Origin of the sequence: Undibacterium sp. 14-3-2 (assembly GCF_016595265.1) — a bacterium.
Lineage (GTDB): Bacteria > Pseudomonadota > Gammaproteobacteria > Burkholderiales > Burkholderiaceae_D > Undibacterium > Undibacterium aquatile.
Map to the genome: position 1 here is coordinate 320061 of NZ_JAENGS010000004.1, position 13630 is coordinate 333690.

Genomic DNA, 13630 nt, shown 5'->3' on the forward strand with positions numbered 1-13630 from the left:
ACGGCATCAGCGAAATCTCTTCATCACATCAGCAATTGAATCGCCAATGCCCACATCATGATAGCAATGGCGGCATCGAGAATGCGCCATGCCAGAGGGCGGGCAAATAATGGTGCGAGCAATCTGGCGCCGTAACCGAGTAAGCCATACCACAGCGCGGCATTACATAAAGCGCCAAGCCCGAACCAGAATTTTCCATGCCCGGGCTGCTGCGCCCCCACAGCGCCCAGCAACACCAGTAAATCCAGATAGACGTGAGGATTGAGCAGCGTCACCGCCAGCACTGCCGCCAGCGCAGGTCGCCAATTCATGGCTTGTTCGCCGCCGCTCACCCGCATACTGTGTGACTGCATCGCCGAACGCATGGCTCGCACGCCATACCAGAACAGAAAAGCAGCGCCGCCCCAACTGGCGATACGCATCCACAGCGGGTTATTGCTGAGCAAAGTTCCCATACCCAGAATGCCAATGGCGATCAGCACCGCTTCACAGACCACGCAAGCCAGCACCGTCAAAGCGACATGCTCGCGCCGCAAGCCCATGCGCAGCACATGCGCATTTTGCGAGCCAATAGCCATAATCAGGCTGGCACTGAGCCCCATGCCTTTCAAGAAAAACGTGAACATCTTTAGCGCTCCTGCTGCAATGAATAAGCTTGCATGATGCGGCGCATAACGATTAATCTGAAGTAAATTTAATTTATTTACGATTACATTAAAATTTCTTCATAATGAAATTCGATACCCGCCAATGTGCAGCGCTGATGAGTGTGATCGACAGCGGCAGCTTTGAAGCTGCGGCACAGCAACTGAATCTGACGCCATCAGCGCTGTCACAACGAGTGCGGGCGCTGGAAACACAGCTCGGAACCACGCTGATTATTCGTAGCCGCCCTTGCCGCGCCACGCCTGCCGGACAGCGATTCTTGCAGCACTTGCGACGCGTCGCGGAAATGGAGCAGGATTTATCCGATACGTTTTCCGATCAGCCGCATGCCCCCGTCAGCATTGCGCTGGCGGTCAACGCGGATAGTCTGGACAGCTGGGTTTTGCCAGCGCTGGCGGATTTTCTGATCAAAGAAAATATCTTGCTGGATCTGTGCATTGATGATCAGGAGCACACCCACACTTTGCTGGAAAACGGCACGGTGCTTGGTTGTATATCAGCACAACTAGCAGCGATGCGGGGTTGCGAGGCAGAAGTGCTGGGCAACATGCGTTATCAGGCAGTTGCCAGCAAAGCGTTTTGCGCACGCTGGTTTCCACAGGGAATGCAACGTGACAGCGCCCGCCTTGCCCCTGTGCTGACATTCAATCGTAAAGATCAATTGCAATCGCAGTTTTTGCTTGAGCATTTCGGTTTATCTGACAACGCATTTCCCCGTCACTACATTCCCGCCACCTCGCCGTATAACAGTGCCATTGTGCTGGGACTGGGCTGGGGCATGATTCCCGAGCTGATGTTGCAAGAGATGCCGGACGACTCCGGACTCGTCAGACTCGCGCCGGCCCACCCGGTTGATGTCACCTTGTACTGGCATCGCTGGAAAGTACAGTCGCCACGTCTGGCGCGCTTGTCTGCGAAGCTGGTCGAAACAGCGCGACACGCCTTGCGCTGAAGAGCATGAACTGCTATCGGCTCAGGATGATGCCTATGTTAAACTTTTGCCCTCAGCCGTAAACAAGCGGACACATGGATATACATGGGCGCAAAAGGCTACACAGGACAATCATGACAACCGCAATTCATCAACTTTTCCCTCAGCCTTTATGGCAATGGTTTGAACAAATCTGTGCAATTCCGCACCCATCCAAACACGAAGCCGCACTCAGCGAATTTATCCAGCAATGGGCAAAACAGCGCGGCCTGCCAGTGGTGGTCGATCATGTCGGCAACCTCATCATCCGCAAACCAGCCACCGCTGGTATGGAAGACCGCAAAACCGTCGTGATACAAGCACATCTGGATATGGTGCCGCAGAAGAATGCCGATAAAGTGCATGACTTCACGACCGATCCTATACAGCCATGGATCGATGGCGAATGGGTCAAGGCAAGCGGTACAACATTAGGTGCCGACAACGGTATCGGTATGTCATCCGCGTTGGCGATTCTGGGTTCTGACGATATTCACCACGGCCCGCTGGAAGTGCTGCTGACAGTCGATGAAGAAGCTGGCATGACAGGCGCGTTCGGCTTGCAGGCGGGCATGTTGGATGCTGAAATCCTGATCAATACCGACTCCGAACAGGAAGGCGAAATCTACATGGGTTGCGCCGGTGGTGTCGATGCAGAAATCAGCGTCGCTATACAATGGCAACCAGCGCCAGCAGATCAGCAAGCGTTCACGCTCAGCATCACAGGTCTGAAAGGCGGTCACTCCGGCGTGAATATTCATCTGGGACGCGGCAATGCAAACAAGCTGATTGCCCGCTTCCTTGCCGGGCATGCGCAGGAACTCGGATTATCTTTATCCGACATCAAAGGCGGCTCGCTGCGTAATGCGATTCCGCGCGAAGCGCAGTGCAGCTTTACGATCGCCGCGGCACAAACTGCATTGTTAGAGCAACGCGTCGCGCAATATCAGGCGATATTGCAAGCCGAGCTGGCCGTCGTGGAACCCGCGTTAACACTGAGCCTGCAAAGTACACCATTGCCTGCGCAGGTCTTGCAGGCCGCAACGCAAACAACGCTGATTAACGTGATCAACAGTTGTCCGAATGGCGTGATCCGCATGAGTGACGAGATCACCGGCGTCACCGAAAGCTCGCTGAATGTCGGCGTGATCAGTACCTCGCAAGACAAAGTGAGCATCCTGTGCCTGATCCGTTCGCTGATCGATACTGGTCGTGAAAATATCGAAAGCACGCTGCAATCGCTAAGCGACCTGGCGGGTGCACAGATCGCGTTTTCCGGTTGCTATCCAGGCTGGAAGCCTGACACCAGCTCTGCGGTGATGGCGATCGTTAAAGACACCTATCAAAGCATTTATCACAAAGAACCGGTGATCATGGTCATCCATGCGGGACTGGAATGCGGCCTGTTCAAAAAGCATTATCCTGAACTGGATATGGTATCCATCGGCCCGACCATCCGTTATCCGCACGGCCCCGATGAAATGGTGAATATCGAAACTGTCGGTCAATACTGGACGTTGTTACTGGCGGTACTGGAACGTATCCCGGCAAAATAATCTGCCGCAACAGACGCATGCGATCCACCCGGCATGCGTCTGCGTTAACTGGCATCGCTTCGTTTTCTCACCTCCTTATTGTTTCTGGCTTGTAGCCGGTTTTCAGGCCAGAAGCCGCATCAAATATAGAAGACGGAGACATATCCCATCGATATGCCACATATATCCTGCTTATATCCCACAAATTAACCTTCCGCGATCCCGCAAATCAGCCAAGCTGTTCGCCTGCGGTATTGTTTTTTTGCTTATTTTCCTCTTTCCCCTGAGGTTGAGGCTTTTTGTGCCGTTAATGTCATTAAGCGGACAGTCGATGGTTTGCGAACCGACTCTGCGATCAACCAGCAACGCGCGTTAATCGAAATACAGTTCAATCTCGCCGGAGGGATATATGCCTGTCAATCCAGTCGATGCCGCCACCGCCGTCGGCAGCACCTCAACCATCAGCGCGGCCAGTCATGCGCAAATCGCCGCACTGCAAAGACAACTTGCAACATTACAAAAAGAGTTGACTGACGCAGAAAAAACAGCGACGACCGAAGCGTCGCAACGACAAATGCTGCAACTCAGACTGCAAATCGCCGAAATTGAGCAAAAAATAGCTCGGCTGAAATTGGAACAGGCGCAAGCGTTGAATGAGGCTGCCGGCAACAATGTCACCTCACATACTCAAGACACCCAAAATGCCACGCCCGCTGCACATCCGACGGAAACGCTGGGCAACCGTATCGATCAGTACATTTAATCTGCCCACATCGATTAAAACGATGTAGTAAGAGATCACGGCAACAACCAGCGGTGTGTCAGCGCATTTGTCTGTGCCGGATGATTCACTGCCTTAAATTTGTTGCATTGACCGCAGTCCGCTCTGCTATCCCCCGTAAAAGTTAGCATCCAACTCACTCTTTCAGCCAGTAAGCGTCAGCAGATACCTGCCGTTCTGACTTACAATGGCGCTCTTCTTGCTGCATGCCAGCAAACCGTCACGGAAAGAACTAATGAAGCTTTTTTTCAGATTATTGCGGGTCATACTCGGCCCTTTCATGCTGCTCAAAGAACATCTGAGCAGACCGCAAGGCATCGTCCGCGCTCCGGAAGATCAGGCGAAAGTCGATGCAGCCTGCCAGAAACTGGCCTTGTATCAATTCACGACCTGCCCGTTTTGTATCAAGGTTCGTCAGGAAATGCGGCGACTATCGCTCACCGTGGAATTTCGCGATGCACAAAAATCAGCACAACACCGTCAGGCTTTACTGACACAGGGCGGCAGCCCGAAAGTACCGTGTATGCAAATCACCGATGACAAGGGTAAGGTCCGCTGGCTGTATGAATCGAGCGATATCATCCGTTATCTGCAACAGCAATTTGCCTGATTTTCCTGATGCGGCGAGCAACAGGTTGTGAAGTCTCAATATAGATAAGCCTTTTCAGCGATTTTGCTGCCAGCAAGCGCATAAATAAAGGGACTCCGTTTGAACCTCAGAGATGGAAAGAATCGTGATGCAGATTGCGTGGAATGAATTTACCCCGATAACGTCCTTAGCCGGCGGCGTACTGATAGGCCTGGCAGCGGTCATGCTGATGGCCGGACTGGGGCGCATTGCCGGTATCACTGGTATCGTTGCTGGCCTGTTCAGTCCGGTACGTGGCGACTGGGCATGGCGTGCCTTGTTCACGCTGGGAATGATCGCCGCACCGCTGACCTATAGCCAATTTTCCGCTCTGCCTGAAATCACCCTCGATACGGGCTGGCTCACATTGCTGATCGCCGGTCTGCTGGTCGGCATCGGTACCCGCCTCGGCTCAGGTTGTACCAGTGGTCACGGTGTCTGCGGTCTGGCACGCATGTCGCCGCGTTCCATCGTAGCGACGCTCGCCTTTATGAGCAGCGGTTTTCTGACCGTGTATGTCGTTCGCCACCTGCGCTGAGAGAGATGACAACATGAAAAAACTGATCGCCGCCGCATTCTGCGGCCTGATATTTGGTCTGGGTCTGATCGTCGCAGGCATGGCTAACCCGGCAAAGGTGCTCGCATTTCTTGATCTGGCCGGACTCTGGAATCCTTCACTGGCCTTCGTCATGGGCGGTGCCATCGGCGTCGCTATTATTCCGTTCACGCTGTTACGCCGGCGTACTCTTTCATTGCTGGGAGAGCCCATGCAATTCCCGACGATCTCGGTGATCGATCTGCGTCTGGTTGGTGGCAGCCTGTTGTTTGGTATAGGCTGGGGCATGGCAGGTATCTGCCCGGGTCCAGCAGTTGTATTGCTTGGCGCCGGCATCGCCAAAGGCGCTGCATTTTTACTGGCGATGATCGTTGGTATGTTACTGGTTGACCGTTTCGATAAGAATAGAAAAGCGAACTGACAGTAAGCAGTCTGCTGAAAGTAGTATCACTTTTACGCTGAATATTTCATATAAAAATAAAAAGCCTGCAAAATTGTGCAGGCTTTTTTATGGCACTCAGGCTCACTGCCCATTACTGGTAAAAGCGTAATGCCACATACGCGTGCCACCGTTAGCGAAACTATTCGATTTTGAGTTTCTGCACACCACCTGCGGGACGTTTCTTAGGTAAAGTCAGACTCAACACGCCGTTATCATATTTTGCGCTCGCCGATGCGGTATCAATTTCGACAGGCAATTGAAAACTCCGTGACACTTCGCCGAAATAGCGTTCGCTACGCAGCACTTTGTCGTCTTTCCGGCTGCTGTCTTCTTGCTTAATTTCAGCGCGCAAGGTAACGACATTGCCGTCCAGAGCAACATGGATATCGTCCTTAGGAACGCCAGGCACTTCTGCCTGCACAGTGTAAGCGCCCTCATTTTCCTGTACGTCAATCTTGATTTGCGCCGGGCTGGGAAGTGGATCACCGTGCAGAGGTTTGACATAAAAAGCCGGACTCAGATCACGGAAAAAATCATCAAAAAAACCACTGCCACGCGGTGTTAGTGCGCCCATATTTCTCTCCTTATCATGTCGTTGCAATCATCTTTACAAACATATCTGACACGCATGCACCTGATGCAGATTCAGGCAACACGCTCCCTGATTCCATCCATAAGATAGGAATAAACTATCCAAAAAACAAGCCCGTTTTTTTTAGATTTGATCTTCGTCAAACGTCAAATCACGGCAAGATAGCATGCGCCTTTGCGCAGGTTTTCGGATCAGAAACGGCATCAGATCTGCCACGTTGCCGCTATGCGTGTAGGATGTCGTCTGTATTTGCTTTTACAGAGAATTTCTTTTGCAACACACTCATCTAAACACCGGCGATCACTTCGATGACGTTGAAGAGACTATGCCAGAACAAGACCAGCCGATTTTTGAGCCACGCTTATGGCGCGACAAAGGCTGGACAGCAAAGGTCATTAAAAATGATGACGATGAAGGCTGGGCAGTCGCAATGCTGAAAGATGGCGAACCTGAACCGGCATTGGTTGGCCCGTGGACGATGGGACGCGATAAAAAAAATCCTAAACCTTTAGATGCCAACGCGTTCGGTACGCTGGTCAAAACTGCGTCAGAAGTGATCCGCCGTCATGAACAACAATTACACGCGCTGCTGCACAAGAATCTGCTGGTCAGCACGGATGAGGCTGACTATAAAATCATGTTGGATATTGTGCCGGATGACGATGATCCGTATGCGTATCTGAGCGCCTGCGATGCAGATGGTACAGAACTGGCAAAAGTGAAAGTTGCTGCGAACTATAAGCTGGACAGAAAAAATGCCTTACGGTGGATAGAGAATGAATTTCGCCGCCCAGATTAAACGGCCCCCCAAGAAGCCCTCCCCCCCAAAAAATCGACGACAAGCGGACGTTATTTTTTTGCTGCTACGCTGATGTGAATCTGCACAGCAAATCTCTGGTCGGAATTTATACTGAAAATTTGTACTGAGAATTTCCGCAGTCAAATTCCACGCAATCTCTCATATCTGATGCGCCTGCCAGAGCATTTCTATGCTGGCAAGCGCATGTATATTGAGAGATGAAAACTGAATTCAACTAATCGATGGTCTTATGCCGACTGCAAACTACCATTGACAATTCTGACGCGATCGCCGGATTGCCATCCTGGTTGTGCCGAAGGATGGAAAGTACGTACATGGCCATTTTCCATTTTCACTCGCACCTCATAAACGGTCGTGGTACGGGTACGTTTCTCGATAGCATTACCGGCAAAACCACCGCCAACAGCGCCCGCCACGGTTGCCAGTTTACGGCCATCGCCACCGCCAACCTGATTACCCAATACACCTCCAAGTAAAGCCCCGGCAACAGCACCAACACCGCTGCCCTGTGAAGCCTGCTGCTCAATCGCACGCACCGATTCAACGACACCGCAATTATCGCAAACAGCCGGCTTACGTTCCGCTGTCGTTGTCGTGCCCAGATTATCATAACCTCCAGAACGGTAACCCTGCTTAGCTGTGTTTTGCACAGGCTCATTTGATGGTGAGAAGGAAGTCTGGTTATTGACACCGGCATCTTTCATCGCCACGGCATTGGCGTTGTCCGGTACAGTCTTGCTGTTAGAGTTAGGTAATACCCCGGTCATCGCAGCAACACCGATCAGGCTGACCAGCATTACTGATACCGCAGCACCTGCAACCAGTGGATGAATACGTTTATTTGTTTGATTATCTGACATAGCTCGGATCCATTAAAAAATTAAAACAGAAGTATGGATATCTCAACGAAACATGTGTTCATCAAGTTGACCCGACTGTCGTATTAATCGTAAGTACATGTAACAACAGCGGGTCAGTTACGTCAAAACAAAGATCAGGAAAATTTCAGTTTTCCTGCCAACGGGCAGCAACACCGCAAAGAATGTACGCCCCTTTTTCCTGACAACAGTGCATTACGGCGCCGTTGTCAGGTTCAATAATTAAAACGAATATTGCAAGCCTACAGAGACGTTATTGACAGCCTCTTTGTCACCGCTGAATTTGATTTTGCGGGTTTCAAATTCACCACGTAAGGCAAGCTCTTTCGTCAGTTTGTAGCTTGCACCAAAACCAAATACTGGCTGCGTTGATGTAGTGCTATCGTTGTAGGCGCCTACGCCTGCAACCGCGCCGCTGCCTTCAGCCTTAATACTCGCCAGACCCAATTTAGCAAATCCGCTCAGTTCAGGGGTGAATTCATATTTATATAAACCGGAGACTTCAAAGCCCTTACCTTTCATATCAGCAGATACGTTCGTACCGCCAACATTGCCGGTTGCAGAAATGGTTCCCAGAGAAAAATAACTCGCTTCAACTGCAAAGTTTTTGTCGATGTTATAACCGCCTAATAACTTGTAGGTGTTTGAACTGGTACTGCATGAAACGACATTTTTGCAATCGTCATTCCAATGTGCTTTACCGACAGTCGCGCCAACATACACTTGCGCAGATGCTGCCGCACTCAGCATAAAACCAGCAGTAGCAATCATTCCAACAACCAATTTTTTATTCAACATCATGTGACTCCTCAGGTTATCCAACGTCTTACAATTCATTGCTACACAATGACTATGTAGCTCAGCCTCAGCACGACAAGTTGTGCTTAAAGTGTGGAAACAGTCTGGCAGTGGGAAATTTTTTTTGAAATAAAAATTCTGATAGTCTCCCGTAATGAAACAGCAGGTACCGGAATCTGCGACCTTTCAATTCGTTACAAAAGGCCGGGGGAGCGACATCATCGCGACGACTTCTGGTAATGAAATCCGGCATATTCAAGCCAGTGGCAGCGTACAATAACGGCTTTGGCGGGCATCAAAATAACCGATGCCACGCATTCCGCACTTCTGCAGATATCTGCCTCAACCCGGTAAAAAAACCATTCATCAAAGCTGCGGCTTTTAGTATGCACAACAAGAAATTTAACTCGCTGGCAAATTCATATTTGATCTACATCGGTGTTGCCATTGCTTCCGGCGGCGTCGCTTTGTACACGCCACTCATCGTCTCTGAAACAGGTAAAAATTTTTCTGGTTTCTGGGCTGCGTCTATCCTTTTCGGATTAAATCTGGGTCGCGTTATTGGTTCATTTGCAGGTAGCCGGTTTTCACGTGCAGTCAATCATCCGCTCATGGTTTGCGGGAATATTTTTCTCGAAGGAATTGCGCTGTATTGCATGGCATTTCTACAGCAAGCGTGGGCGCTCGCGCTGTTTGCTGTTCTCGCTGGCTTCGGTAGCGGGTTGTCATTCCCGGGCTTAAAAAATTATTTGCTGAAACTCCGTGATCTGGATCAGTCTGCATTATTCAGTCGCCTGGCGTTTGCTATACGGATGGGATTGGTCAGCGGTTATCTGATGGCTAGCTGGGTGCCGCATGAAAGCCTGCGCCTGGTATTTCTGATCGTCCTCGTCACCTTCATTGCGTATGGCATTTTTATGTTGATCGCCATGCGGGCAATTTCTGAACATGAAAAACAATATCTGGCCTTGCATACGACATTGGCGCAACAGGAAAGACAGGCATCAACACGACAGACAAATTCAGCCAGCCAAGACATCGCTGAAACAGGACAAAGAACGACCGAATTGCCCATCCTTTTCTATCTGTCCAACGCGATGTTCTGGTGTTTTGCCATACAGCCGATGATAGGATTCAGTCTGCACATTCCTAAATTCACACCAGATATTCCGGTATCGACACCATTCTGGATATCCGCACTGGTGATCATCTTTTTTCAGATTCCGATTTCTAAACGTGCGATCAGAATCAGAGATCATTTCCGCTTCCTGCAAATCGGTTATGGTTGTCTTTTCCTGAGTTTTTTACTCATGCTTGTATTTACGCATTCTGCCGCCGCCGTTATCGTTTCAGCGGTATTGCTCTCGTTCGGACAAGTATTTTATGGCCCATCCTTAGACGTGCTGACCGCGCGTTTTGCGGACAAAACTTGCGCAGATACCGGGAAACTGATGTCGAAACAAATGCTGTATCAAAGCATGGGGAATATGGTGGGCAGTCTTGCCGGCGGAATACTTTTCGATCTCTCGCAGCATTTCGACAGCCCCCGCCTCAACTGGCTATTGTTGGCGCTTGCCAGTGTCGTCATGGTGATTCTGAGTAAAAATAAAATTCCTCAACTCTATCGGCAAGCCGGAAATATGCCATCAGCACATTGAAATTGCCTTGAATGTGATTGGAATAAGGAAAATGCTGTTTTTATTTTTCACATTTACCTTACTTAACGATTGTTTTCGTACAGTGCACTCAATTCAATATTAAAATTCCAGCTGGCTTTACAGGTGAAATAATGAAGATACACGGCGAGTGGGAAGTGAGTCAGGTACGTAATGTGGTTGTACGTGCTTTTGCAGGCAATTTTAATGAACAGGGTGTCAGAGCCATGTTTGAAGACTATAAAGCAATCGCTCCAACCGGTGTAGCATGGGCAAGTCTGGCACAAGGCGAATATTGGGAAATGGCGCCCTCCGCCGCTTTAAAAGCTTATACGTCGATGCGTGAGTGGGCAATTGCACATGGTTGCCAATGTATCGCTTTCGTTTGCCCCAGCCGGTTTCATCTGGAAATTGTGCAACGAAACACTGGCGTTGTTCCTAGTGATGATTTTTATGTCTGCGCGACGACTGAAGAAGCTTGCGCGTGGCTGACGACCAAAGGTTTCCCATTTTCCATACAGGATTTTCAGCACACGGCATTTTTAGAAAAAGCCAAAAGAACGCTGGAAAATGACCCACTGAGTAGCTTCTTCAGAGTTGCTTAAGGCCTACTGCATCTGGCGACGCAATCGGATCACTCATACTCGTTGTACTTGCGAGCATCTCCACGAACGATATCACTCGGATACTTCCGCGTATTCAACTGAATTTTTTCATTCGTCGCAGCAATCAGGTCGATGTTTAACTGATCTGCCAGCATGATCAGGTATGCCATAACATCGGCCATTTCATGCCGCACCGCCTGTAATTTTTCCGGACCGAGTTCATCGGCCTTGCCATTGTTTAGCCACTGAAAAGGTTCCAGTAATTCAGCCGCTTCTACAATCAGGGCGCTCGCCAGATTTTTTGGGGTATGAAACTGTTCCCACTGGCGTTCAGCAGTAAATTGACGCAATTGCGCACGTAAATCATTCAGGCTGTCTGTCGTTGCGAATTCATTCGCCATGTCATTTTCCATAAAACGTAAAAAGATGTTTTATTGCACTGCAATATTTTTAATGGCAGGGACGTACATCCAAGGTTAAAATGCGCACTGCGGCATTGCGCCATTTTTAAAGAACTACCGGATCAAGGGTAATGCGCAAAGCTAAGGTAAACAGAAACTGTTGTTCCTGCTGCGTTGTTAGCGATCAGTTTTACCGATCATTTCAAGATTCATTTGTGCAATCACTTTACCAGGCGTTCCTGATCAAAATTAACGCTTGAAACGTCTTATCCACCTTTAAGGAGAGATTCATGCCTTTGATTCAAACACAAATTTCAGTCGTTGCACAAGAGCAGTTGAGCAAACAACTGGAACTTTTACAATCATTCTCTAACACCGCCTTTCAAGGCCTTGAAAAAATGATTGCGCTCAACTTCGCAACCATCAAAGACACCGTGGAGAAAGTCACCGCGAGTTCTCGCCAGGTATTAGCAAGCGGCGGACCTCAGGAATTATTAGCGTTGGCACAAACGCAGCGACAACCTCAGATCGACAGCTTGCTCGCCTATGGCAAAGAACTGGCGACCATCTCCAGCGCTACGCGCGAAGCATTTCTAAATCTTGCTAACGCAGGTAAAAATAATCTGATTTCGGTGAAAATCACAAATACCGAGGCTTTACCGGTCGTCGCAGAGAAATCCCTGAACGCAAGCCCGGTCAGTAAAAAAACGGTATCTCCAGTAAAAATCAAAAGCAGCGCCAGCGCTAAGCAAATTTCACTTTTACCAGAACCGGATGTGAAAGTCAGTGCCAGTAAGAAGGCGGTCAGTCTGCCGCCAGCAGAAACAAAAAAAACATCGGTAGCGACCAGCAAAACTAAAACGGTAGCAAAAGTGGCGGCAAAATCGGTCAGTACAAAGGTCGTTCCAGCGACGCCGGCAAAAACTGCTGTTCCGGCAACAAGAGCGCCAGCTCCTAAAGCATCCAAAAAAGCATTAGCGACAAAAGCGACCACGGCTCAGGCTGCAGCAAAATCAGCCAAGGCAGAAGTACAGAAAACAATCCCAGCCACCGCGCCTGCTGCATCTACAACGCCGGTACAAATAAAGGAAGTAACGGCAGTAAATACGGCAAATACAACAGCTGAGGCATCTCCAAAGACCGCAGTTCCGGAAAAAAAATCAGCGGTGAAATTTCCTTTCCCACCGACTAAAAATCTGCAAGGCGATAAACCTGCATTTCCGCAAGCAGGTGGCAGACCAGCCTATAAAGGTAAAGCCAGCCCTGCAACCGGCGCGAAAAAGCGTGTACGCCAATAACAACCAGATGCAAGGCCTGTGAAATTAATGGACACATAAAAAAATCCCGATACATTTCTATCGGGATTTTTTTTATTCCATTTATTCCGCCGTTGTCAGGCGTACGGGAGCATTGTGAATCTTTGCAATCAGACTAAGCGCCTGTTTTTACATTTCAGCCAGGCGCCTTAATCTTTCCTGCTCTTCGAGGATGGCCGACTCTATTTCACGCATCACTTCACCCACATTCACCGGACGCATATCGGCTGTGACATGCCCGGTCAACGGCGTTTCGGGTGTCAGCTGACCTGCAACATACAACTTCCAGATTTCTTTGCCATATTGGGTGTCATTCAACTGCGGTGCAAACTGCCCGAAATACGATGCCAGATTCGCCACGTCACGCTCCAGCATCACTGCCGCTTCCGTATTGCTGGCAGCATCAATCGCCTGCGGCAAATCGATGATGACAGGGCCATCGCCATCGACCAGAATATTGAACTCTGATAAATCACCATGAATAACACCTGCACACAGCATCAGCACCACCTGATGTAATAATTGTGCGTGATATTGCAATGCCAACTCAGCCGACAAGGCAATATCATTCAGCCTTGGAGCTGCATTGCCATCAGCGTCCGTCACCAGTTCCATCAGCAACACGCCTTCAAAACAAATATAAGGCGCTGGGACTTTCACACCGGCTGCAGCTAACTTATAAAGGGCATCGACTTCGGCGTTTTGCCAGACTTCTTCCTGCATCTTACGTCCGTAGCGCGTACCTTTTTCCATCGCCCTTGCCTGGCGGCTGTTTTTTACCTTACGTCCTTCCTGATAAGAGGCCGCCTGTTTAAAACTGCGCTGACTCGCCTCTTTGTAGACTTTTGCACAGCGAACATCTTCGCCGCTACGAACAACATAGACAGTGGCCTCTTTGCCACTCATCAACTGCCGCAGTACTTCATCGATCAGCCCCTCTTCGATCAGAGGCTGTAGTCTTTTTGGTGTTTTCATGCCATCGCAGTC

Annotated in this window: 16 protein-coding genes; 10 read left to right on the forward strand and 6 right to left on the reverse strand. The window is 49.6% G+C overall.

The genetic code is table 11. The features are described 5' to 3' along the window. Positions 1 to 23: 23 nt before the first annotated feature. Complete coding sequence (locus Undi14_RS11440) at positions 24 to 626, reverse strand: LysE/ArgO family amino acid transporter (RefSeq protein WP_234030548.1); 603 nt, start codon at positions 624 to 626, stop codon at positions 24 to 26. A 104-nt stretch (positions 627 to 730) separates the two neighbouring features. Between Undi14_RS11440 and Undi14_RS11445 the strand changes: the two genes are divergently transcribed. The 6 genes from Undi14_RS11445 (at position 731) to Undi14_RS11470 (ending at position 5557) form a co-directional block, all read left to right on the forward strand. Then, the gene (locus Undi14_RS11445; protein ID WP_200180314.1) at positions 731 to 1618 is read left to right on the forward strand and encodes an HTH-type transcriptional regulator ArgP; all 888 of its coding nucleotides are present in this window, start codon (positions 731 to 733) and stop codon (positions 1616 to 1618) included. A 113-nt stretch (positions 1619 to 1731) separates the two neighbouring features. Continuing rightward, positions 1732 to 3192 (forward strand): aminoacyl-histidine dipeptidase, encoded by a 1461-nt coding sequence (locus Undi14_RS11450; protein ID WP_200180317.1) that lies wholly within the window; start codon positions 1732 to 1734, stop codon positions 3190 to 3192. Positions 3193 to 3580: 388 nt separating this feature from the next. Continuing rightward, a complete protein-coding gene (locus tag Undi14_RS11455) occupies positions 3581 to 3934 on the forward strand; it encodes a FlxA-like family protein (RefSeq protein ID WP_200180319.1) in 354 nt (117 codons plus the stop codon). Positions 3935 to 4187: 253 nt separating this feature from the next. Next, complete coding sequence (locus Undi14_RS11460) at positions 4188 to 4562, forward strand: glutathione S-transferase N-terminal domain-containing protein (RefSeq protein ID WP_200180321.1); 375 nt, start codon at positions 4188 to 4190, stop codon at positions 4560 to 4562. A gap of 127 nt (positions 4563 to 4689) precedes the next feature. Next, on the forward strand, positions 4690 to 5118 hold the full coding sequence (locus Undi14_RS11465; RefSeq protein ID WP_200180474.1) for a YeeE/YedE family protein: 429 nt from the start codon (positions 4690 to 4692) through the stop codon (positions 5116 to 5118). Positions 5119 to 5131: 13 nt separating this feature from the next. Next, complete coding sequence (locus Undi14_RS11470) at positions 5132 to 5557, forward strand: DUF6691 family protein (RefSeq protein WP_200180323.1); 426 nt, start codon at positions 5132 to 5134, stop codon at positions 5555 to 5557. A gap of 160 nt (positions 5558 to 5717) precedes the next feature. Here the strand turns inward: Undi14_RS11470 and Undi14_RS11475 are convergent, their stop codons facing one another. After that, on the reverse strand, positions 5718 to 6152 hold the full coding sequence (locus tag Undi14_RS11475) for an Hsp20/alpha crystallin family protein (protein WP_186885037.1): 435 nt from the start codon (positions 6150 to 6152) through the stop codon (positions 5718 to 5720). A gap of 343 nt (positions 6153 to 6495) precedes the next feature. Between Undi14_RS11475 and Undi14_RS11480 the strand changes: the two genes are divergently transcribed. Continuing rightward, on the forward strand, positions 6496 to 6969 hold the full coding sequence (locus tag Undi14_RS11480) for a hypothetical protein (protein ID WP_200180476.1): 474 nt from the start codon (positions 6496 to 6498) through the stop codon (positions 6967 to 6969). A gap of 248 nt (positions 6970 to 7217) precedes the next feature. On the opposite strand, the gene Undi14_RS11485 is transcribed toward Undi14_RS11480, so the two are convergent. After that, on the reverse strand, positions 7218 to 7850 hold the full coding sequence (locus tag Undi14_RS11485; RefSeq protein ID WP_200180325.1) for a glycine zipper 2TM domain-containing protein: 633 nt from the start codon (positions 7848 to 7850) through the stop codon (positions 7218 to 7220). A 240-nt stretch (positions 7851 to 8090) separates the two neighbouring features. After that, positions 8091 to 8669: an outer membrane beta-barrel protein gene (locus Undi14_RS11490; protein WP_186885034.1), complete on the reverse strand. Its 579-nt coding sequence runs from the start codon at positions 8667 to 8669 to the stop codon at positions 8091 to 8093. A gap of 236 nt (positions 8670 to 8905) precedes the next feature. Between Undi14_RS11490 and Undi14_RS11495 the strand changes: the two genes are divergently transcribed. Both Undi14_RS11495 and Undi14_RS11500 read left to right on the forward strand, forming a co-directional pair. Further along, positions 8906 to 10324: an MFS transporter gene (locus tag Undi14_RS11495; protein WP_200180328.1), complete on the forward strand. Its 1419-nt coding sequence runs from the start codon at positions 8906 to 8908 to the stop codon at positions 10322 to 10324. 131 nt (positions 10325 to 10455) lie between these two features. After that, positions 10456 to 10926, forward strand: a complete 471-nt coding sequence (locus Undi14_RS11500; RefSeq protein ID WP_200180330.1) for a hypothetical protein — start codon at positions 10456 to 10458, stop codon at positions 10924 to 10926. Positions 10927 to 10955: 29 nt separating this feature from the next. Here Undi14_RS11500 and Undi14_RS11505 read toward each other — a convergent pair whose 3' ends face one another. Next, positions 10956 to 11327, reverse strand: a complete 372-nt coding sequence (locus Undi14_RS11505; protein ID WP_200180332.1) for a nucleotide pyrophosphohydrolase — start codon at positions 11325 to 11327, stop codon at positions 10956 to 10958. A 290-nt stretch (positions 11328 to 11617) separates the two neighbouring features. On the opposite strand from Undi14_RS11505, the gene phaP reads away from it, so the two are divergent. After that, a complete protein-coding gene (gene phaP, locus Undi14_RS11510; RefSeq protein WP_200180334.1) occupies positions 11618 to 12625 on the forward strand; it encodes a phasin family protein in 1008 nt (335 codons plus the stop codon). A 147-nt stretch (positions 12626 to 12772) separates the two neighbouring features. On the opposite strand, the gene Undi14_RS11515 is transcribed toward phaP, so the two are convergent. Further along, positions 12773 to 13618, reverse strand: a complete 846-nt coding sequence (locus Undi14_RS11515) for a PA4780 family RIO1-like protein kinase (protein ID WP_200180336.1) — start codon at positions 13616 to 13618, stop codon at positions 12773 to 12775. Positions 13619 to 13630: the final 12 nt, after the last annotated feature.

Coding starts and splice junctions, on each gene's coding strand:
- Undi14_RS11505 (WP_200180332.1), bottom strand. CDS start 11,327: ATGGCGAATGAATTCGCAACGACAGACAGCCTGAATGATTTACGTGCG.
- Undi14_RS11485 (WP_200180325.1), bottom strand. CDS start 7,850: ATGTCAGATAATCAAACAAATAAACGTATTCATCCACTGGTTGCAGGT.
- Undi14_RS11440 (WP_234030548.1), bottom strand. CDS start 626: ATGTTCACGTTTTTCTTGAAAGGCATGGGGCTCAGTGCCAGCCTGATT.
- phaP (WP_200180334.1), top strand. CDS start 11,618: ATGCCTTTGATTCAAACACAAATTTCAGTCGTTGCACAAGAGCAGTTG.
- Undi14_RS11515 (WP_200180336.1), bottom strand. CDS start 13,618: ATGAAAACACCAAAAAGACTACAGCCTCTGATCGAAGAGGGGCTGATC.
- Undi14_RS11460 (WP_200180321.1), top strand. CDS start 4,188: ATGAAGCTTTTTTTCAGATTATTGCGGGTCATACTCGGCCCTTTCATG.
- Undi14_RS11470 (WP_200180323.1), top strand. CDS start 5,132: ATGAAAAAACTGATCGCCGCCGCATTCTGCGGCCTGATATTTGGTCTG.
- Undi14_RS11445 (WP_200180314.1), top strand. CDS start 731: ATGAAATTCGATACCCGCCAATGTGCAGCGCTGATGAGTGTGATCGAC.
- Undi14_RS11490 (WP_186885034.1), bottom strand. CDS start 8,669: ATGATGTTGAATAAAAAATTGGTTGTTGGAATGATTGCTACTGCTGGT.
- Undi14_RS11495 (WP_200180328.1), top strand. CDS start 8,906: ATGAAATCCGGCATATTCAAGCCAGTGGCAGCGTACAATAACGGCTTT.
- Undi14_RS11480 (WP_200180476.1), top strand. CDS start 6,496: ATGCCAGAACAAGACCAGCCGATTTTTGAGCCACGCTTATGGCGCGAC.
- Undi14_RS11465 (WP_200180474.1), top strand. CDS start 4,690: ATGCAGATTGCGTGGAATGAATTTACCCCGATAACGTCCTTAGCCGGC.
- Undi14_RS11475 (WP_186885037.1), bottom strand. CDS start 6,152: ATGGGCGCACTAACACCGCGTGGCAGTGGTTTTTTTGATGATTTTTTC.
- Undi14_RS11455 (WP_200180319.1), top strand. CDS start 3,581: ATGCCTGTCAATCCAGTCGATGCCGCCACCGCCGTCGGCAGCACCTCA.
- Undi14_RS11450 (WP_200180317.1), top strand. CDS start 1,732: ATGACAACCGCAATTCATCAACTTTTCCCTCAGCCTTTATGGCAATGG.
- Undi14_RS11500 (WP_200180330.1), top strand. CDS start 10,456: ATGAAGATACACGGCGAGTGGGAAGTGAGTCAGGTACGTAATGTGGTT.